Raw genomic sequence first — 20819 nt, 5'->3', positions numbered from 1 at the left:
AATTTGCAACCGCTTTCCTGACTGATCGGAGGAGTGATGGTGAACATGTCTCATGTTACCGCGGTGTGACTTTTCCACCCTGCGAGATTGTGCCAGTATGGAACGCAGCCTTTTGGCCTTGTTGAGCGTTGTCGGGAGCAAGTGTGAGCAGCAAAGTAGAGCAACTGCGTGCGCAGTTAAATGAACGAATTCTGGTGCTGGACGGCGGCATGGGCACCATGATCCAGGGCTATCGCCTGAGTGAAGACGATTTCCGCGGCGAGCGCTTCGCCGACTGGCCCTGCGACCTGAAAGGCAACAACGACCTGCTGGTGCTCAGCAAGCCGTCCGTGATTAAGGATATCCACAACGCCTACTTCGAAGCGGGTGCGGATATCGTTGAAACCAACACCTTCAACTCGACAACCATCGCCATGGCGGATTACCAGATGGAATCCCTGTCGGCGGAAATCAACTTTGAAGCGGCCAAACTCGCCCGCGCCTGTGCCGACGAGTGGACGGCCCGCACGCCGGACAAGCCGCGCTACGTTGCCGGGGTGCTGGGCCCGACGAACCGCACCGCGTCGATTTCACCTGACGTCAACGACCCGGCGTTTCGCAATATCACCTTCGATCAGCTGGTCGCGGCCTACCGTGAATCGACCAAAGCGCTGGTGGAAGGCGGTTCCGACCTGATCCTGATTGAAACCGTATTCGACACCCTCAACGCCAAGGCCGCGATTTACGCGGTGAAAGAGGAGTTCGAGGCGCTGGGCGTTGAGCTGCCTGTCATGATTTCCGGCACCATCACCGACGCCTCCGGCCGCACCCTGTCCGGCCAGACCACCGAAGCGTTTTATAACTCCCTGCGCCACGCTGAAGCGCTCTCCTTCGGTCTTAACTGCGCGCTGGGGCCGGACGAACTGCGCCAGTACGTGCAGGAACTTTCGCGCATCGCCGAATGCTACGTTACCGCGCACCCGAACGCCGGTCTGCCGAACGCGTTTGGTGAATACGATCTGGATGCTGACACCATGGCGGCGCAAATCCGCGAGTGGGCCGAGTCAGGCTTCCTGAACATCGTCGGCGGCTGCTGCGGCACCACGCCGGAGCACATTGCCGCCATGAGCAACGCCGTGGCCGGGCTTCCGCCGCGCAAGCTGCCAGAGCTGCCTGTTGCCTGCCGCCTCTCTGGCCTTGAGCCGTTGACCATCGGCGACGACAGCCTGTTTGTGAACGTGGGTGAGCGTACAAACGTTACCGGCTCCGCAAAGTTCAAGCGCCTGATCAAAGAAGAGAAGTACAGCGAGGCGCTGGACGTTGCCCGCCAGCAGGTGGAAAGCGGCGCGCAGATTATCGATATCAACATGGACGAGGGGATGCTCGACGCCGAAGCGGCGATGGTGCGTTTCCTCAACCTGATTGCCGGTGAGCCGGACATCGCCCGCGTGCCGATCATGATTGACTCCTCCAAGTGGGAAGTCATCGAAAAAGGGCTGAAGTGCATTCAGGGCAAAGGCATCGTTAACTCCATCTCGATGAAAGAGGGCGTGGATATCTTTATCCACCACGCGAAGATGGTGCGCCGCTACGGTGCCGCCGTGGTGGTGATGGCCTTCGATGAAGTGGGCCAGGCCGACACCCGCGAGCGCAAAATTGAGATATGCCGCCGCGCGTACAAAATTCTCACCGAAGAGGTGGGCTTCCCGCCGGAAGACATCATCTTCGACCCGAACATCTTCGCCGTCGCGACCGGCATCGAAGAGCACAACAACTACGCCCAGGACTTTATCGGCGCGTGTGAAGACATCAAGCGCGAGCTGCCGCATGCGCTGATCTCCGGCGGCGTGTCGAACGTCTCGTTCTCGTTCCGCGGCAACGACCCGGTGCGTGAAGCGATCCACGCCGTGTTCCTCTACTACGCCATCCGCAACGGGATGGACATGGGGATCGTTAACGCCGGCCAGCTGGCAATTTATGACGATCTCCCTGCCGAGCTGCGCGATGCCGTAGAGGACGTGATCCTTAACCGCCGCGACGACGCCACCGAGCGCTTGCTGAACCGGGCGGAGAAATACCGCGGCAGCAAAGCGGATGAGTCGGCCAACGTTCAGCAGGCCGAGTGGCGTTCCTGGGACGTGAAAAAGCGTCTGGAATACTCGCTGGTGAAAGGCATTACCGAGTTTATCGAGCAGGATACAGAGGAAGCACGCCAGCAGGCAGCCCGCCCGATTGAGGTGATTGAAGGCCCGCTGATGGACGGCATGAACGTGGTCGGCGATCTGTTCGGCGAAGGTAAGATGTTCCTGCCGCAGGTAGTAAAATCCGCTCGCGTGATGAAGCAGGCCGTTGCGTATCTGGAGCCGTTTATCGAGGCCAGCAAAGAGAAAGGCTCCAGCAACGGTAAGATGGTCATCGCCACCGTGAAGGGCGACGTGCACGACATCGGCAAGAATATCGTCGGCGTGGTGCTGCAGTGCAATAACTACGAGATTATTGACCTCGGCGTGATGGTCCCGGCGGATAAAATCCTCAAGACCGCGCGCGAAGTGAACGCCGACCTGATCGGCCTCTCCGGGCTGATTACTCCGTCGCTGGACGAGATGGTCAACGTGGCTAAGGAGATGGAGCGTCAGGGCTTCACCATTCCGCTGCTGATTGGCGGGGCGACCACCTCGAAAGCGCACACGGCGGTGAAGATCGAGCAGAACTACAGCGGCCCGACGGTCTACGTGCAGAACGCCTCGCGCACGGTGGGCGTGGTATCCGCTCTGCTCTCCGAGACTCAGCGCGACGATTTTGTGGCGCGCACTCGCCAGGAGTACGAAACCGTCCGCGTGCAGCACGGCCGTAAGAAACCGCGCACCCCGCCGGTTTCACTTCAGGCTGCGCGCGATAACGACCTGGCCTTTGACTGGTCCAGCTATACGCCGCCGGTCGCGCACCGTCTGGGCGTGCAGGACGTGACGGCCAGCATCGAAACGCTGCGTAACTACATCGACTGGACGCCGTTCTTTATGACCTGGTCGCTGGCGGGCAAATACCCGCGCATCCTTGAGGATGAGGTAGTAGGCGAGGAGGCGAAGCGCCTGTTTAAAGACGCCAACGATATGCTGGACACGCTGAGCGCAGAGAAAACCCTCAACCCGCGCGGTGTAGTGGGGCTGTTCCCGGCGAACCGCGTGGGTGACGACGTGGAAATCTACCGCGATGAAACCCGCACCCACGTGCTGTCCGTGAGCCACCACCTGCGCCAGCAAACAGAAAAAGTGGGGTTTGCCAACTACTGCCTGGCGGATTTCGTTGCGCCGAAGCTGAGCGGTAAGGCCGACTATATAGGCGCCTTTGCGGTTACCGGCGGTCTTGAAGAAGACGCCCTGGCGGACGCGTTCGAAGCGCAGCACGATGATTACAATAAGATCATGGTGAAAGCGATTGCCGACCGCCTGGCGGAAGCCTTCGCCGAGTACCTCCACGAGCGCGTGCGTAAGGTGTACTGGGGCTACGCGGCGAATGAGAACCTCAGCAACGAGGAGCTGATCCGCGAAAATTACCAGGGCATTCGTCCGGCGCCGGGCTATCCGGCCTGTCCGGAACATACCGAAAAAGGCACCATCTGGAAACTGCTGGACGTGGAAGCGCATACCGGCATGAAGCTCACCGAGTCGTTCGCCATGTGGCCGGGCGCGTCAGTGTCGGGCTGGTACTTCAGTCATCCGGACAGCAAGTACTTCGCTGTGGCGCAGCTGCAGCGCGATCAGATCGAAGATTACGCCCTGCGCAAAGGCATGAGCGTGTCAGAGGTCGAGCGCTGGCTGGCGCCGAATTTAGGCTACGACGCGGACTAACGTCACTTTTCCTTACAACAAACAGGGCACCTCAACGGTGCCCTGTCTCTTTCTTACGTTTAAACCCTTATACTCAATCATAAAATCTATAACGATAAGGAGAACCCACTTCCGTGCTGACGTTGTTACATTTGCTTTCGGCAGTCGCACTGCTCGTATGGGGCACCCATATTGTCCGCACCGGCGTGATGCGCGTGTTTGGCGCGCGCTTACGAACCGTTCTCAGCAGCAGCGTTGAGAAGAAGCCGCTCGCCTTCTGTGCGGGCATCGGCGTGACGGCGCTGGTGCAAAGCAGCAATGCCACCACCATGCTCGTCACCTCGTTTGTGGCGCAGGATCTGGTCGCGCTCGCTCCGGCGCTGGTGATCGTGCTGGGTGCCGACGTCGGCACCGCGCTGATGGCGCGTATCCTGACGTTCGATCTCTCATGGCTGTCGCCGCTGCTGATTTTCATCGGCGTGATCTTTTTCCTTGGCCGCAAGCAGACCCGGGCCGGGCAGCTTGGCCGCGTGGGCATTGGCCTCGGACTGATTCTGCTGGCGCTGGAGCTGATTGTGCAGGCGGTGACGCCTATTACCGAGGCCAACGGCGTGCAGGTCATCTTCGCCTCGCTGACCGGTGACATCATGCTGGATGCGCTGATCGGGGCAGTATTTGCCATCATCAGCTACTCCAGCCTGGCCGCCGTGCTGCTGACGGCCACGCTCACCGCCGCGGGCGCGATCTCCTTCCCGGTGGCGCTGTGTCTGGTGATCGGCGCTAACCTCGGCTCTGGCCTGCTGGCGATGCTCAACAACAGCGCGGCCAATGCCGCTGCCCGCCGCGTGGCGCTGGGGAGCCTGCTGTTTAAGCTGGTGGGCAGCCTGATTATTCTGCCGTTTGTCCATCCGCTGGCGAACCTGATGGACAACCTCCCGCTGCCGAAAGCGGAGCTGGTGATCTACTTCCACGTCTTCTACAACCTGGTGCGCTGTCTGGCTATGGTGCCGTTTGCCGCGCCGATGGCCCGCTTCTGCGAGCGTCTAATCCGTGATGAACCGGAGCTGGACGCGCGCCTTAAGCCGAAGCATCTGGATACTTCCGTGCTGGACACACCGGCGCTGGCTATCGCTAACGCCGCCCGCGAAACGCTGCGCATGGGCGATGCGATGGAAACCATGCTTGAAGGCCTGCAGAAGGTGATGCACGGCGAGCCGCGCGAGGAAAAAGAGCTGCGCAGGCTGGCGGACGACATCAACGTGCTGTACACCGCCATCAAGCTCTATCTGGCGCGTATCCCGCAGGACGAACTGGCGGAGGAGGAATCCCGCCGCTGGGCGGAAATCATCGAGATGTCGCTTAACCTTGAGCAGGCCTCGGATATCGTCGAGCGTATGGGCAGCGAAATCGCCGATAAATCGCTGGCCGCGCGACGGGCGTTTTCTGTTGAAGGGTTAAAAGAGCTGGAAGCGCTGCACGAACAGCTGGTGAGCAACCTCAAGCTGGCGATGTCGGTCTTCTTCTCCAGCGACGTGCCGAGCGCCCGCCGCCTGCGCCGCAACAAGCATCGTTTCCGCATCCTCAACCGCCGCTACTCTCACGCCCACGTTGAGCGTCTGCACCAGCAGAACGTGCAGAGCATCGAGACCAGCTCCCTGCACCTGGGGCTGCTGGGGGATATGAAACGTCTTAACTCCTTGTTCTGCGCGGTGGCCTATAGCGTGATGGAACAGCCGGATGAAGACGACGAGCGGGACGAGTATTAATCCCCGGCGTGTTTGAGTGTTAGCCCAAAACCCAATGCTTTCATGACCGCCAGCGTGGTTTTGAGCGTTGGGTTTCCCTTATCACTGAATGACCGATAAAGCTGCTCTCGTGATAAGCCGGTTTGTTGTGAAATGTTCGACATTCCTTTGGCTCGCGCGACAACACCCAGGGCTTTAGCGATATACGTCGAGTCACCTGTTTCTAGTGCATCAGCGATAAACACGGCGATTTCCTCGTCATCCACCAGCGCGTTGGCTGGATCGTAGGGTGTTAATTTATGCATGCTCATTCACTCCTGCCATTGGGATACATTGCCCAGCATTTTTGCCATAAGTATGTCTCTGGCCTGGCTGCTTTTGTCACCACCGCATAACAGCACGATGATGCAATTGCCCTGGTCTTTAAAATAGATTCTGTAGCCTGGGCCAAAGTGGATCCTCAGCTCACTTATACCTTCTCCCACGGGTTTAATGTCGCCCGCTAAGCCATTTGCCAACCGAAAGAGGCGGGAAGCGATAATGGTCCTCGCTCGCCGATCTTTTAAGTTTTGCTCCCAGCGTCGTAAGGATTCCGTCTGAACAATCTCCTTCATCTTACTCCCTGTGATTTATAAACTACAAACGCTTCTACATGGAGAGTAAAACTAAAAGGCTTGAACAGACGGGTAAATGACTGGACGCTAAATCCTGAAAGCGTCTCGCAAACTAGAAAACCCGTCTCAGTTACCGTCGGCTAATCTTTTTTTTCGGTCCAAATCTAAGGTATATTTCGCCCTTCACAGGAGAAACTATGCTGCCAACTCAATCAACCCGATTAAACAAATACATTAGCGAGAGCGGGATCTGCTCACGTCGCGAGGCTGACCGTTACATTGAACAAGGTAACGTGTTCCTCAACGGCAAACGCGCCACCATCGGCGATCAGGTGGTCCCTGGCGATGTGGTTAAAGTAAATGGTCAGGTCATCGAACCGCGCGATGCAGAAGACCTGGTGTTTATCGCGTTGAACAAGCCGGTTGGGATTGTCAGCACCACGGAAGACGGCGAGCGGGACAACATCGTTGATTTCGTGAACCACAGCAGCCGCATCTTCCCGATTGGCCGTCTGGATAAAGACTCTCAGGGGCTGATTTTCCTCACTAACCACGGCGATCTGGTCAACAAAATCCTGCGTGCCGGTAATGACCACGAGAAAGAGTACATTGTGACGGTAAATAAGCCGGTCACGGACGAATTTATTCGCGGCATGGGTGCCGGTGTGCCGATCCTCGGCACCGTCACGAAGAAGTGTAAGGTCAAGAAAGAAGCGCCATTCGCGTTCCGCATTACGCTGGTGCAGGGCCTGAACCGCCAGATCCGCCGCATGTGCGAACACTTCGGCTATGAAGTGACGAAGCTGGAACGCACGCGCATCATGAACGTCAGCCTGTCCGGGATCCCGCTGGGCGAGTGGCGTGACTTAACGGATGACGAGCTGATCGAGCTGTTCAAGCTTATCGAGAACTCGTCGTCAGAAGCGAAGCCGAAGGCCAAAGCAAAACCGAAAACCCAGGCGATTAAGCGTCCGGTCGTGAAGGCGCCGCAGGCGGAAGAGAAAGGACGAGGCAAGCCGGGCAACGGAAAACGCTTTACCCAGCCGGGTCGCAAAAAGAAAGGGCGCTGATTAGCGCCTTCCACGGGTTGATGTATTGGCGGACCAGGAAAAGGTCGCCTCTGCATCCGGCTTATAAGCCTGTTCTTTTTTCAGCTTGCGGGCTTTTTTCGCCGCAGCCTCACGTTGCGCCATCAGCTTATCGATGTACTCTTTTTTAACCTGATTGGTTTCGGCGTTCGTCAGCGTGCGGCCATGCGCGATGCGGGCGCGGTCGAGTAGCGTTTTCAGTTCACGCTGCTCGGCTTCCGTCATGTCTTTCTGGGTCAAACGTGATGTAGCCATTGCTGAAGCCTCCTGATGGGGAGGCTTCAGTGTAAAGCAAGCCGCGTAAATTAACCCTGCTTCACCGCATCTTTTTTCGTTTGTTCATCAATCGGTTTACCGGACCAGTAGCCCGCCAGAAGCGAGCCGGACAGGTTGTGCCAGACGGAGAACAGCGCGCCCGGCAGGGCCGCTAGCGGCGAGAAGTAGATTTTACCCAGCGCCGCAGCCAGGCCGGAGTTCTGCATGCCTACCTCGATTGCCAGCGTGCGGCAGGTGGACTCATCAAAGCCAAACAGCTTCCCGCCCCAGTAGCCGCCCAGCAGGCCAATGGTGTTATGCAACACTATCGCGATGATCACTACAAATCCCACGGAGGCAATGTGCGACGCGGAACCAGCCACCACGGCGCTGATGATCGCCAGAATGCAGAGCATCGAAAACGCGGGCAGGTACGGCTCAACCGCTTTCACCACGCGCGGGAAAAGATGGTGAATGACCAACCCCAGCGCAATCGGGATCACCACGATTTGCAGAATGCTGAGCAGCATGCCCATCACGTCCACCTGAATATGCGCGTCCACGTACAGGCGGGTTAACAGCGGTGTGGCAATGACGCCAACCAGCGTGGAAACGGAAGAGATGGTCACGGAGAGCGCCACGTCGCCTTTCGCCAGATAGATCATCACGTTAGATGCCGTACCGCTGGCGACGCTGCCCACCAGCACCATCCCGGCGGAGAGATCGGGGGGCATCTTAAAGGCCATTGCCAGCAGCCAGGCCGCGAGCGGCATCACCAGGTAGTGCAGGAAGATCCCTGCGGCCACCGGCGCCGGGCGAGACAGCACGCGTTTAAAATCGTCGATTTTCAGGTGCACGCCCATGCCGAACATAATCAGCATCAGCAGCGTGGTGACCCACGGACCAATACCGGTGAACGTGGTGGGCGTGTAATACGCGAGTACGGAGAGCAGCAGCGCCCATAGCGGGAACAGCCGGGTGATAGCGGATAACATATTGAATTTCTTGCAGTATTGTCGTGTTGTTTAGTTATGAAAAAGCCGGGTCTGTGCCCGGCTTATAGGTATTGTTTATCGTGCTAACGAATTTTATTCAAACAAATTCTGATGAAGTTTCTGCACCACCTGCTCGGCCTGATCGGCAGGGACCAGGAAGCAGAGGTTATAGCTGGAGGCACCGTAGCAGATCATGCGGATGTTGAACGGGTCAAGCACGCCAAACACCTCTTTGCCCACGCCACAGGCGCGAGACAGCTTGTTACCGATGATGGCCACCAGCGCCAGGTCTTCTTCCACCTCCACGCGGCACAGCTCAGACAGCTCAATCAGCAGCGACTGCGTCAGCAGGGTGTCGCCGGTAGAGGTGGAGCCGGTGGTGTCCAGCGTCAGCGCAATGCTCACTTCGGAAGTGGTAATCAAATCTACAGAAATGTTATGGCGCGCGAGGATGCCAAACACTTCCGCCAGGAAGCCGCGGGAGTGGAGCATATTATGGCTGTGCAGCGTCACCAGCGTCTGGCGGCGGCGCAGGGCCAGCGCGCGGAACAGCGGCGGGTTCTCGGTTTTCTTGCAGACCAGCGTGCCGCCCGCTTTTGGATCTTTACTGGAGCCAACGAAGACCGGAATATCGCTGCGCACGGCAGGCAGCAGCGTTGCCGGATGCAGCACTTTCGCGCCGAAGGTGGCCATTTCCGCCGCTTCTTCAAACGCAATCACATCAATGCGTTTTGCCGCGGAAACGACGCGCGGATCGGTGGTGTAAATACCCGGCACGTCAGTCCAGATATCCACGCGCGTTGCGTGCAGGGCTTCGCCCAGCAGCGCGGCGGTGTAGTCGCTGCCGCCACGGCCAAGCGTTGTCGTGCGTCCTTTTGCTTCGCTGCCGATAAAGCCCTGGGTGATCACCATGCCTTCTGCCAGGCGCGGCGCCAGCTGCTGGTTGGTGAGCTCGGCCAGCATCTCAACGTCCGGTTCGGCGCGCCCAAAACGATCGCTGGTGCGCATCACTTTACGCACGTCAAACCACTGCGCCTGAACGTTACGCTCGCGCATAATTTCAACGAACAGCAGGGTAGACATCAATTCACCGTGGCTGACCAGTTCATCGGTCAGGGCGGTAGAGGTGGCCAGAGACGCCGCTTCTGCCAGGGTGGTAATATTTTCCAGCAGGCGCTCCACTTCTTCGCGGATCACGTTTGGATTTTGCAGACGTTCAAGAATGTCGAACTGAATTTTGCGCAGTGCATCCAGCTTCACGAAACGTTCTGTCGCTTCCAGTCCTTCAGACAGAGAAACCAGCAGGTTCGTCACGCCGGCGGATGCAGAGAGCACCACCAGGCGGGTATTCGGATCGGCCAGCACCACATCGGCGCTGCGGTTCATGGCATCGTAATCGGCCACACTGGTGCCGCCAAACTTGGCGACCACAAAACTCGTCATAACAACCTCGTGTCAGGGAATGAATAAGCGACCTTGGCACAAGAATGAAACGAAAACAGGTGCAGGCGCAAAATACGGCCCTATAAATAAAATGCGGGGGAGGTCCTGTCAATGCTGGGATTATGCGGATTTTTTATGGGGGGGTACCCCTGAGAAACAGGACTTATAACAGGGCCATATTTTATGCTCCATTTTACCCTGTTTTGACCGACATTTCGCCGCCCCGGGAGGGCTCTTCAGCAACTATACTTTTCGGGTCTTTTCACCTGTGTTTGATACAGGCCAGGGCAATGGCATAAAAACCATCACAATTTTTATTTGCAGGCGCTACAATCGACCGCAGTCACAATTCTCAAATCAGAAGAGTATTGCTAATGAAAAACATCAACCCAACGCAGACCGCTGCCTGGCAGGCACTACAGAAACATTTTGATGAAATGAAAGACGTCACCATCGCGGATCTGTTCGCGAAAGATGCCGATCGTTTCACTAAGTTCTCCGCGACCTTCGATGACCTGATGCTGGTGGATTTCTCCAAGAACCGCATTACCGAAGAGACGCTGGCAAAACTGCAGGACCTGGCGAAAGAGACCGAGCTGGCCGACGCCATCAAATCCATGTTCTCCGGCGAGAAGATCAACCGCACCGAAGACCGTGCCGTGCTGCATGTGGCCCTGCGTAACCGTAGCAATACGCCAATTATCGTTGACGGCAAAGATGTGATGCCGGAAGTGAACGCGGTGCTGGAAAAGATGAAAGCTTTCTCCGAAGCGATCATCTCAGGCCAGTGGAAAGGTTACACCGGCAAACCAATTACGGATGTTGTTAACATTGGTATCGGCGGCTCTGACCTCGGCCCGTTCATGGTGACCGAAGCGCTGCGTCCGTATAAAAACCACCTCAATATGCACTTTGTCTCTAACGTCGATGGTACCCACATCGCCGAAGTGCTGAAGAACGTAAACCCGGAAACCACCCTGTTCCTGGTGGCGTCCAAAACCTTCACCACCCAGGAAACCATGACCAACGCCCATAGCGCGCGCGACTGGTTCCTGAAAACCGCGGGCGACAACAAGCACGTGGCGAAACACTTTGCGGCGCTGTCCACCAACGGTAAAGCCGTCAGCGAGTTCGGTATCGACACCGCGAACATGTTCGAGTTCTGGGACTGGGTTGGCGGCCGCTACTCTCTGTGGTCTGCAATCGGTCTGTCCATCATCCTGTCCGTGGGCTTCGACAACTTCGTTGAGCTTCTCTCCGGCGCGCACGCGATGGATAAACACTTCTCCACCACCGCACCAGAGAAAAACCTGCCGGTGCTGCTGGCGCTGATTGGGATCTGGTACAACAACTTCTTCGGCGCTGAAACCGAAGCGATCCTGCCTTACGACCAGTACATGCACCGCTTTGCGGCCTACTTCCAGCAGGGCAACATGGAATCCAACGGTAAGTACGTTGACCGTAACGGCAACGCGGTGGATTACCAGACCGGCCCAATCATCTGGGGCGAGCCGGGCACCAACGGCCAGCACGCGTTCTACCAGTTGATTCACCAGGGCACTAAAATGGTACCGTGCGATTTCATCGCGCCGGCAATCACGCACAACCCGCTGTCCGACCACCATCCGAAGCTGCTGTCCAACTTCTTCGCGCAGACCGAAGCGCTGGCGTTCGGTAAATCCCGCGAGGTGGTAGAGCAGGAATACCGTGACCAGGGTAAAGATCCGGCCACGCTGGACCACGTTGTGCCGTTCAAAGTGTTCGAAGGCAACCGTCCAACCAACTCCATCCTGCTTCGCGAAATCACCCCGTTCAGCCTGGGCGCGCTGATTGCGCTGTACGAGCACAAGATCTTCACTCAGGGCGCTATCCTGAACATCTTCACCTTTGACCAGTGGGGCGTAGAGCTGGGCAAGCAGCTGGCAAACCGCATTCTGCCAGAGCTGGGTGACGATAAAGCGATCGACAGCCACGACAGCTCAACCAATGGTTTGATTAACCGTTATAAAGCATGGCGTGCGTAATTAATATGTCATGAAAAATGCCGGCGATATGCCGGCATTTTTTTATCGGATAATTCCTGATGTCTGTTAGTTAACTCAAATTCTGACTCTGAGTTTAATCTGAAAAAGGCGGTTAACCTGCTAATTGCTGCGGTTTATTTTAAGAAAATACGTAGAAGTAAGATAAAGAGATTATATTATAAATATTTGATTTTATTTGTTTATTTATTTTAATTTTTTATTTTTCATTTCCTTTTTATCCATTAGTCCGAAAACCATCACCCTATTTCGCCCCACGGTAAACCCTCTGCTGTAGTTGTGTATACTCGATTCCGCCTGAATTTCTTTTCGGGCAAATCTCCATTCATTCATTGAAGGGAAATTGTTATGAAGAAAGTACTGTATGGCATTTTTGCCATATCTGCACTTGCGGCGACGTCTGTCTATGCAGCTCCGGTCCAGGTCGGGGAAGCAGCAGGGTCGGCAGCGACGTCTGCGTCTGCGGGAAGTTCTACCGCAGCCAGCACCAGCACCGTAAGTTCAGCCGTGGGTGTCGCGCTGGCGGCAACCGGTGGCGGTGATGGCTCCAATACCGGAACCACGACCACTACGACAACCAGCACCCAGTAATACCGGGTGTTTTAATCATAACCACACTTCGGTGTGGTTATTTCGCCCCTTCGGAGAAGAGTCGTGAAGCGACCTGCAATCATTCTGATTTGCCTGCTGTTGCAGGCGTGCTCAGCCACCACCAAAGGGCTGGGACATTCACTGTGGGACAGCCTGTTCGGCACGCCGGGCGTACACCTGACCGATGACGAACTTCAGAACATGCCGTACGCCAGCCAGTACATGCAGCTTAATGATGGCCCGCAGCTGTTTGTGGTGCTCGCTTTCGATGAAAACGGGCAGCAGAAATGGGTGACGCAGGATCAGGCCACCATCGTGACGCAGCATGGACGAATAGTGAAAACGCTGCTCGGCGGCGATAACTTGCTCGAGGTGAATAATCTCGCCGAAGATCCGCTCATCAAGCCAAATCAGATCGTCGACGGCGCAAGCTGGACGCGCACGATGGGCTGGACCGAGCACAAGCAGGTGCGCTATGCCACGGCCCGCTCCACCTTCCGCTGGGACGGTACGGACAGCGTGAAGGTTGGCAGCGACGAAACCCAGGTGCGCGTGCTGGATGAGAAGGTGACAACCGACCAGGCCACCTGGCATAACCGCTTCTGGATCGACGAGGAAGGGCAGATCCGTCAGTCCTTACAGTATCTCGGTGCCGGTTTCTTCCCGGTGAAAACCACCCTGATCAAGGCGGCGAAATCATGAAAATGCTCATCCACGCTGCGCTTCTCGCCAGCCTTGCCGCACCGCTGGCATGGTCCGCAGGAACGGTAAAGGTCTACACGCCGGACAGTGAAAAACCCAAAACCTTAACTAACGCCGAGCATCTTCTCGATCTCGTCGGGCAGCCAAGGCTTGCCAACAGCTGGTGGCCGGGAGCGGTGATCGGCGAGCGTCAGGCGACGGTTAAGGCGGAGCAGGAACACCTTGCCCTGCTGGCCCGCCTGACGGGTCTGGCGGAGCAGGAAGACGGTGACGATGCCGCAGCCATTAACAGCGTTCGCCAGCAGCTTCAGGCGCTGAAGGTGACAGGCCGCCAGAAAGTCAATCTCGATCCAGATGAAGTGCGCGTCACGGAAAAGGGCAACCCCACGCTTGAAGGGGAGTACACCCTCTGGCTTCCGGCGAAGCCGACGACGGTGACCGTGATGGGGCTTATCAGTAGCCCCGGTAAAAAGCCCTTTACGCCCGGTCGTGACGTGGCGAGCTATCTCGACGAACAAAGCCTGCTGAGCGGCGCGGATAACAGCTACGCATGGATTATTTATCCAGACGGGCATACGCAAAAAGCGCCGGTGGCGTACTGGAATAAACGCCATGTCGAACCCATGCCGGGCAGCATCATTTTTGTCGGTTTTGCCGACCATTTCTGGACGAAGGCATATGACGGGCTTAACGCCGATATCCTTCACTCCCTGACACAGCGGATACCGGAAGAATGAAAAAAACCTATCTCTACAGCATGCTGGCGCTCTGCGTAAGCGCTGCCTGCCACGCAGAAACGTATCCGGCTCCTGTTGGCCCGTCTCAGTCAGACTTCGGCGGCGTCGGTTTACTGCAAACACCCACCGCGCGCATGGCGCGTGAAGGGGAAATTAGCCTGAACTACCGCGATAACGACCAGTATCGCTACTATTCCGCCTCCGTACAGCTTTTCCCGTGGCTCGAAACCACGCTGCGTTACACCGACGTGCGTACGAAACAGTACAGCAGCGTCGACGCCTTCTCCGGCGATCAGACCTACAAAGATAAAGCCTTCGACGTCAAACTGCGCCTGTGGGAAGAGAGCTACTGGATGCCGCAGGTCTCCGTGGGGGCAAAAGATATCGGCGGGACCGGCCTGTTCGACGCGGAATACATTGTGGCCAGCAAGGCCTGGGGACCGTTTGATTTTTCTCTCGGTCTTGGCTGGGGCTATCTCGGCACCAGCGGCAACGTCAAAAACCCGTTCTGTACCTACAGCGACAAATACTGCTACCGCGATAACAGCTACAAGAAAGCGGGCTCCATCAACGGCGACCAGATGTTCCACGGCCCGGCCTCGCTGTTCGGCGGCGTGGAATACCAGACGCCGTGGCAGCCGCTGCGCCTGAAGCTGGAGTACGAAGGAAACGACTACTCCCAGGATTTCGCCGGGAAGATTGAGCAGAAGAGCAAGTTTAACGTCGGCGCCATTTATCGCGTCACCGACTGGGCCGACGTTAACCTCAGCTACGAGCGCGGCAACACGGTGATGTTTGGCTTCACGCTGCGCACTAACTTTAACGACATGCGGCCGCACTACAACGACAACGCGCGGCCTGCCTACCGGCCGGAGCCGCAGGATGCGATTCTGCAGCACTCCGTGGTGGCAAACCAGCTGACGCTGTTGAAATACAATGCCGGCCTGGCCGATCCGAAAATTCAGGTGAAAGGCGATACGCTGTACGTCACCGGCGAGCAGGTGAAATACCGCGACTCGCGGGAAGGGATCGAACGCGCCAACCGGATCGTGATGAACGATCTCCCGGACGGGATCCGCACGATCCGCGTGACGGAGAACCGCCTGAATCTGCCCCAGGTCACAACCGAAACCGATGTCGCCAGCCTTAAGCGCCATCTTGAAGGCGAACCGCTCGGGCATGAAACCGAGCTGGTGCAAAAACGCGTAGAGCCGATCGTGCCGGAAACCACCGAGCAGGGCTGGTATATCGATAAATCGCGCTTTGATTTCCATATCGATCCGGTGCTGAACCAGTCCGTCGGCGGGCCGGAAAACTTCTACATGTATCAGCTGGGTGCGATGGCGACGGCGGATCTGTGGGTCACCGACCACCTGTTGACCACCGGTAGCCTGTTCGGCAACATCGCGAACAACTACGACAAGTTTAACTACACCAACCCGCCAAACGACTCGAAGCTGCCGCGCGTGCGTACCCGCGTGCGTGAATACGTGCAGAACGATGTCTACGTGAATAACCTGCAGGCCAACTACTTCCAGTACTTCGGCAACGGCTTCTACGGCCAGGTTTACGGGGGCTACCTGGAGACTATGTTCGGCGGCGCGGGGGCGGAGGTGCTGTATCGTCCCGTCGACAGCAACTGGGCGTTCGGGATTGATGCCAACTACGTTAAGCAGCGTGACTGGCGCAGCGCGCAGGACATGATGAAGTTCACCGACTATAGCGTCAAAACCGGCCACCTGACCGCCTACTGGACGCCGTCATTCGCGCAGGACGTGCTGGTGAAAGCCAGCGTCGGCCAGTATCTGGCGGGCGATAAGGGCGGCACGCTGGATATCTCCAAACACTTCGACAGCGGCGTCGTGGTGGGTGGCTACGCCACCATTACCAACGTCTCGCCGGACGAGTACGGGGAAGGGGACTTCACCAAAGGGGTTTACGTGTCGATTCCGCTGGATCTGTTCTCGTCAGGCCCAACCCGCAGCCGCGCGGCCGTGGGCTGGACGCCGCTGACGCGTGACGGCGGCCAGCAGCTTGGGCGTAAGTTCCAGCTGTATGACATGACCAGCGATAAGAACATTAACTTCCGTTAATGTTTGCCCCCTCACCCCGTCCCTCTCCCCAGAGGGGAGAGGGTGAAAACCGCACCGAGCAGTTCCCTCTCCCCTCTGGGGAGAGGGTTAGGGTGAGGGGCGATCCTCTCCGTTGTGCCAAACATAAACAAAAAATATAGATCCCCGTCACATTTTTGCGTTATACAGGAATCTCGCCCTGGAGAATGAGGTGCTGTATGACATCCCTGACTCGCCCGCGCGTTGAGTTTATCTCAACCATCCTCCAGACCGTGCTGAACCTCGGTCTGCTGAGCCTTGGCCTGATCCTGGTCGTCTTTCTCGGTAAAGAGACGGTGCATCTGGCGGATGTGCTGTTCGCCCCTGAGCAAACCAGCAAATATGCGCTGGTGGAAGGCCTGGTGGTCTACTTTCTCTACTTTGAATTTATCGCCCTGATTGTGAAGTACTTTCAGTCCGGCTTTCACTTCCCGCTGCGCTATTTCGTCTACATTGGCATCACCGCCATTGTGCGGCTGATCATCGTCGATCATAAGTCTCCGCTCGACGTGCTGATCTACTCGGCGGCGATCCTGCTGCTGGTGATCACCCTCTGGCTGTGCAACTCAAAGCGGCTGAAACGGGAATAAAAAAATGGCGCTCCGAAGAGCGCCTAATAACAGTCACAAGTTGGGTCAATACAATACGTCTAAAGTTGAGGGTTGCAGTGGCATAACAGATGAAACTTAACCTTTCACGCCGCCCGCCGTCAGGCCGTTAACCAGCCAGCGCTGGGCCAGCAGGAACACCACGGTAATCGGGATGGCGGAGAGTACGGCCGCCGCGGCAAAGTCGCCCCACAGGTAGTTTTGCGGGTTGAGGTATTGCTGCATGCCTACGGCCAGGGTGTAGCTGTTCACATCGCGCAGTAACAGTGAGGCGACCGGTACTTCGGTGATCGCCGCAATAAACGACAGGATAAACACCACCGCCAGAATCGGCACGGACAGCGGCAGCAGCACCAGGCGGAACGCCTGCCACGGGGTAGCGCCGTCCAGCGACGCCGCCTCTTCCAGCGAGCCGTCGATGGTTTCGAAATAGCCTTTGATGGTCCACACGTGCAGGGCAATACCGCCGAGATAGGCGAAGATCACGCCGCCGTGGGTGTTCAAGCCGATAAACGGCACGTACTGGCCGAGACGGTCAAACAGGGCATACAACGCGACCAGAGACAGCACGGCCGGGAACATCTGGAAAATCAGCATCCCTTTCAGCAGCGTTGCTTTGCCCGGGAAGCGCATACGGGCGAAGGCATAAGCACAGGTGGTGGAGAGCGTCACGATGCCGATCGCCGTGATGGTCGCCACTTTCACCGAGTTCCACAGCCACAGCAGCACCGGGAACGGCGGCGGGGTGACGCGGCCATCCGCGTGCTCCACGCTGAAGCCCAGCGCGAGCTTCCAGTGCTCCCAGGAGATTTCATCCGGGATCAGGCTCCCCGTCGCAAAGTTACCCGAACGCAGGGAGATGGCGATAACCATCAGCAGCGGGAACATGATCGCCGCGATGAAAATCAGCAGGCCTAAGTGCGTCGCCAGGAGGCGCAGCTTCTGAGATTTGGGTTGTACCATTGCCATGTTCAGTGCCCTCCTTAGTCAAATTTCATTCGTGTGGCTTTCAGGTTCACAATCGCCAGGGCGCCAACCAGCAGGAAGATCAGGGTGGCAATCGCTGCCGCCAGGCCGAAGTCCTGACCGCCGCCGCCCTCGAAGGCGATACGGTAGGTGTAGCTCACGAGCAGGTCGGTATAGCCTGCCGGCGTGGTGGTGCCGAGACGGTCCGGGCCACCGTTGGTCAACAGCTGAATCAGCACGAAGTTGTTAAAGTTAAAGGCGAAGCTGGCAATCATCAGCGGCGTCAGCGGCTTAATGAGCAGCGGCAGCGTAATTTTAAAGAAGTTCTGGAACGGACCCGCGCCGTCCATCGCCGAGGCTTCGTACAGATCGTCCGGGATAGCCTTCAGCAGGCCCATGCACAGGATCATCATGTACGGATAACCCAGCCAGGTGTTCACGATGATAATCATCGAACGGGCGGTGGTCGGGTCGCTGAACCAGGCCGGTTTGATACCGAACAGCGCGCTCAGCATCATGTTGATTTCACCGAAGCTCTGGTTAAACAGCCCTTTGAAAATCAGAATCGAGATAAACGACGGCACGGCGTACGGCAGAATCAGCAGCACGCGGTAAATCGCTTTGCCTTTCAGGGACTCCCACTGCACCAGACAGGCCAGCACCATGCCCACGGCCACGGTCAGGATCACCGTCAGCACCGAGAAGACCACCGTCCAGACGAAGATGGCAAAGAACGGTTTCTGGATGCCTTCGTCGGTAAACACGCGGGTAAAGTTGTCCCAGCCGATGGTGACGGTATAGCCCGGGCTGAGTTTGTCATCGCCCCATTTGCCGTCGGCGGTTATGGACTGATAGAAGCCAATGTCATTGTTCGGACGGTACTTCACGCCGCTCTGGTTGTTGGTCAGCGTGCCGTCATCCGCCAGAGTATAAAGCGGCTGCGTGCCGGAGAACTGGCGCAGCGAGCTCATGGTCACTTTGCTGTCATCGGGCAGTACGGCGGTGAGCTGGGTCAGCGCCTGGCGGTTCTGGGTGATGATACGCAGGTTGGCGCGTTCACCTTCCGGCAGGGCCGCAGCCTCTTTTAAGGCCAGCTTCTGCTCGCCGCCAAATTTGAACGCGTCGGAAATATAGTTTTTGCCGCTCTCACCGTCAGTAAGCGCTAACTTCCACTCGTCACCCGCAGGATACAGGCCGAAGTTAAAGGTTTTACCCGCCTGATAAGAGCGATCCAGAAGCACCTGAGTGGCGCGCTCCTGCGCAAGCTGGTTGGTGCTGCTGTAGTTGGTGAACGCAATGGCGATGGTGCAGATCAGCGGGAACAGGACAAACAGCCCCATCCCGGCGACGCCCGGGTAGACATAGCGCCAGGCATAGGCTTTACGGTTGGCGAAAATATACAGGCCAGCAGAGCTTAAGATCAGCGTCATGATGGCAAACAGATATTCCCCTTGTACGTACATTAAAACAACAAGGTAACCCACCAGCAGACACAGCAGACCGATCGCTGACCACTTCAGCGCGTCGCTTTGCCACCAGTGCTTCTTTTTAATGACATCCATGGGGTTCTTCCTCTACAACGTTTGATCTTTTCTCCCTCTCCTGGGGGAGAGGGCCGGGGTGAGGGCGTGCGGATAGCGACAACCCTTACCCTAACCCTCTCCCGGAGGGAGAGGGGACTACGGCATTACTTGGTAATACGACCCTGCGCATCCTTCAGCGCGGCATCGACAGTCTGACGACCGCTTGCAGCGTTGATGACCGCAGTACGGGTGGCGTACCAGAACGCAGCCATCTGTGGGATGTTCGGCATGATTTCGCCTTTCTGGGCGTTATCCATGGTCGCCGCGATGCGTGGGTCTTTCGCCAACTGATCCTGGAAGGATTTCAGCGCCACGGCGCCCAGCGGTTTGTCCTTGTTCACTTCACCCAGACCCTGATCGGTCAGCAGGTAGTTTTCCAGGAACTCTTTCGCCAGCTCTTTGTTCGGGCTGGCGGCGTTGATGCCCGCGCTCAGCACGCCCACGAACGGTTTAGACGGCTTGCCGTTGAAGGTTGGCAGCAGCGTCACGCCGTAGTTGATTTTGCTCTTGTCGATGTTGGTCCAGGCCCACGGACCGTTGATGGTCATCGCGGTTTCGCCTTTGTTGAACGCCGCTTCCGCGATGGAGTAGTCGGTATCCGCGTTCATGTGTTTGTTCTTAATCAGGTCAACCAGGAAGGTCAGGCCTTTTTTCGCGCCCGCGTTATCCACGCCCACGTCTTTCACGTCATATTTGCCGTTTTCAAACTTGAACGCGTAACCGCCGTCGGCAGCAATCAGCGGCCAGGTGAAGTACGGCTCTTGCAGGTTGAACATCAGGGCGGATTTACCCTTCGCCTTCAGTTCTTTATCCAGTTTCGGGATCTCTTCCCAGGTTTTCGGCGGGTTTGGCACCAGGTCTTTGTTGTAAATCAGAGACAGGGCTTCAACTGCGATTGGGTAAGCAATGAGCTTGCCGTTATAGCGAACGGCGTCCCAGGTGAACGGGAACAGCTTGTCCTGGAAAGCTTTGTCCGGGGTGACTTCAGCCAGCAGGCCAGACTGCGCGTAACCGCCGAAACGGTCGTGCGCCCAGAAGATGATGTCCGGACCGTCGCCGGTTGCTGCAACCTGCGGGAACTTCTCTTCCAGTTTGTCCGGGTGTTCTACGGTGACTTTGATACCGGTGTCTTTTTCGAATTTTTTGCCCACTTCGGCCAGGCCGTTATAGCCCTTGTCGCCGTTAATCCAGATAACCAGCTTGCCTTCTTCAATTTTGGCGAGCGCTGGGGCGGAAACCATCATTGCTGCAAGGGCGGACAATGCGAAAACGCGTGCGCCAGTCTTGATATTCATATCTGCCATCCTTTTTGGTGATGTGCTCGTGGATACATAAGGTGGTTCAACGTGACTCAGTCTCCTTATTTGACATCCTCTTTCCATCCTCCCAACCCCGACCCCCCCCCCCCCGGGGGGGGGGGGGCGGGGGGGCGGCCATCAGGCCGCAGAAATCTGCCCACCTACCCCTTACGAATCAAATACCGATACGGCAGCGCCTCGGTCTGCTGCGCCACCAGCTCATGCTCCATAAAGG

General features: G+C 57.2%; 17 protein-coding genes and 1 pseudogene. 9 read left to right on the top strand and 9 right to left on the bottom strand.

The genetic code is table 11. The features are described 5' to 3' along the window. The first annotated feature begins 143 nt into the window (after positions 1–143). Together metH and UTO39_RS21800 are read left to right on the top strand one after the other, a co-directional pair. A complete protein-coding gene (gene metH / locus UTO39_RS21805) occupies positions 144–3827 on the top strand; it encodes a methionine synthase (RefSeq protein ID WP_320728079.1) in 3684 nt (1227 codons plus the stop codon). 113 nt (positions 3828–3940) lie between these two features. After that, a complete protein-coding gene (locus UTO39_RS21800; protein ID WP_266179902.1) occupies positions 3941–5572 on the top strand; it encodes a Na/Pi cotransporter family protein in 1632 nt (543 codons plus the stop codon). Here the strand turns inward: UTO39_RS21800 and UTO39_RS21795 are convergent. Both UTO39_RS21795 and UTO39_RS21790 read right to left on the bottom strand, forming a co-directional pair. Next, entirely contained in the window at positions 5569–5856 is a 288-nt protein-coding gene (locus tag UTO39_RS21795; RefSeq protein WP_021242718.1) for an addiction module antidote protein, read from the bottom strand. The genes UTO39_RS21800 and UTO39_RS21795 overlap by 4 nt on opposite strands. A gap of 6 nt (positions 5857–5862) precedes the next feature. After that, on the bottom strand, positions 5863–6165 hold the full coding sequence (locus UTO39_RS21790; protein ID WP_320728078.1) for a type II toxin-antitoxin system RelE/ParE family toxin: 303 nt from the start codon (positions 6163–6165) through the stop codon (positions 5863–5865). Positions 6166–6362: 197 nt separating this feature from the next. On the opposite strand from UTO39_RS21790, the gene rluF reads away from it, so the two are divergent. Further along, entirely contained in the window at positions 6363–7235 is an 873-nt protein-coding gene (rluF, locus tag UTO39_RS21785; RefSeq protein WP_121426207.1) for a 23S rRNA pseudouridine(2604) synthase RluF, read from the top strand. On the opposite strand, the gene UTO39_RS21780 is transcribed toward rluF, so the two are convergent. From UTO39_RS21780 to lysC, 3 genes are all read right to left on the bottom strand, one after another. After that, positions 7236–7508, bottom strand: a complete 273-nt coding sequence (locus UTO39_RS21780; RefSeq protein WP_320728077.1) for a DUF3811 domain-containing protein — start codon at positions 7506–7508, stop codon at positions 7236–7238. Positions 7509–7558: 50 nt separating this feature from the next. Beyond that, complete coding sequence (gene panS / locus UTO39_RS21775; protein ID WP_061099587.1) at positions 7559–8503, bottom strand: ketopantoate/pantoate/pantothenate transporter PanS; 945 nt, start codon at positions 8501–8503, stop codon at positions 7559–7561. Positions 8504–8596: 93 nt separating this feature from the next. Continuing rightward, a complete protein-coding gene (gene lysC / locus UTO39_RS21770) occupies positions 8597–9946 on the bottom strand; it encodes a lysine-sensitive aspartokinase 3 (RefSeq protein ID WP_041911575.1) in 1350 nt (449 codons plus the stop codon). A gap of 374 nt (positions 9947–10320) precedes the next feature. Here lysC and pgi point away from each other — a divergent pair, with 374 nt between their 5' ends. The 6 genes from pgi (at position 10321) to psiE (ending at position 16719) form a co-directional block, all read left to right on the top strand. After that, positions 10321–11970 (top strand): glucose-6-phosphate isomerase, encoded by a 1650-nt coding sequence (pgi, locus tag UTO39_RS21765; protein ID WP_061099586.1) that lies wholly within the window; start codon positions 10321–10323, stop codon positions 11968–11970. A gap of 366 nt (positions 11971–12336) precedes the next feature. Continuing rightward, the gene (gene yjbE / locus UTO39_RS21760) at positions 12337–12579 is read left to right on the top strand and encodes an exopolysaccharide production protein YjbE (protein WP_013095034.1); all 243 of its coding nucleotides are present in this window, start codon (positions 12337–12339) and stop codon (positions 12577–12579) included. Positions 12580–12642: 63 nt separating this feature from the next. Next, entirely contained in the window at positions 12643–13281 is a 639-nt protein-coding gene (locus UTO39_RS21755) for a YjbF family lipoprotein (RefSeq protein ID WP_061099585.1), read from the top strand. After that, complete coding sequence (locus tag UTO39_RS21750; protein ID WP_080442042.1) at positions 13278–14018, top strand: capsule biosynthesis GfcC D2 domain-containing protein; 741 nt, start codon at positions 13278–13280, stop codon at positions 14016–14018. Before UTO39_RS21755 ends, UTO39_RS21750 begins: the two co-directional genes overlap by 4 nt. Then, positions 14015–16111 (top strand): YjbH domain-containing protein, encoded by a 2097-nt coding sequence (locus UTO39_RS21745; protein ID WP_222567680.1) that lies wholly within the window; start codon positions 14015–14017, stop codon positions 16109–16111. The genes UTO39_RS21750 and UTO39_RS21745 overlap by 4 nt, the downstream gene beginning before the upstream one ends. A 197-nt stretch (positions 16112–16308) precedes the next feature. Continuing rightward, positions 16309–16719 carry a phosphate-starvation-inducible protein PsiE gene (gene psiE, locus UTO39_RS21740; protein ID WP_000202963.1) on the top strand — a complete coding sequence of 137 codons (411 nt, stop codon included), beginning with the start codon at positions 16309–16311 and terminating at the stop codon, positions 16717–16719. A 96-nt stretch (positions 16720–16815) separates the two neighbouring features. On the opposite strand, the gene malG is transcribed toward psiE, so the two are convergent. The 4 genes and pseudogenes from malG to UTO39_RS21720 all read right to left on the bottom strand — a co-directional run. Next, positions 16816–17706, bottom strand: coding sequence for a maltose ABC transporter permease MalG (gene malG, locus UTO39_RS21735; RefSeq protein ID WP_006810496.1), 891 nt, complete (start codon positions 17704–17706; stop codon positions 16816–16818). Between the two features lie 14 nt (positions 17707–17720). Next, complete coding sequence (gene malF, locus UTO39_RS21730) at positions 17721–19265, bottom strand: maltose ABC transporter permease MalF (protein ID WP_061099582.1); 1545 nt, start codon at positions 19263–19265, stop codon at positions 17721–17723. Positions 19266–19390: 125 nt separating this feature from the next. After that, positions 19391–20581 (bottom strand): maltose/maltodextrin ABC transporter substrate-binding protein MalE, encoded by a 1191-nt coding sequence (gene malE, locus UTO39_RS21725; RefSeq protein ID WP_032644952.1) that lies wholly within the window; start codon positions 20579–20581, stop codon positions 19391–19393. Between the two features lie 164 nt (positions 20582–20745). After that, positions 20746–20819, bottom strand: a pseudogene (locus UTO39_RS21720) (sulfurtransferase TusA); the annotation flags it as partial.

It is taken from the genome of Enterobacter sp. 118C5, from assembly GCF_034107645.1.
Lineage (GTDB): Bacteria > Pseudomonadota > Gammaproteobacteria > Enterobacterales > Enterobacteriaceae > Enterobacter > Enterobacter nematophilus.
The sequence above is the reverse complement of the archived record's forward strand: the minus strand, read 5'-3'. Positions and strand labels throughout refer to the sequence as shown.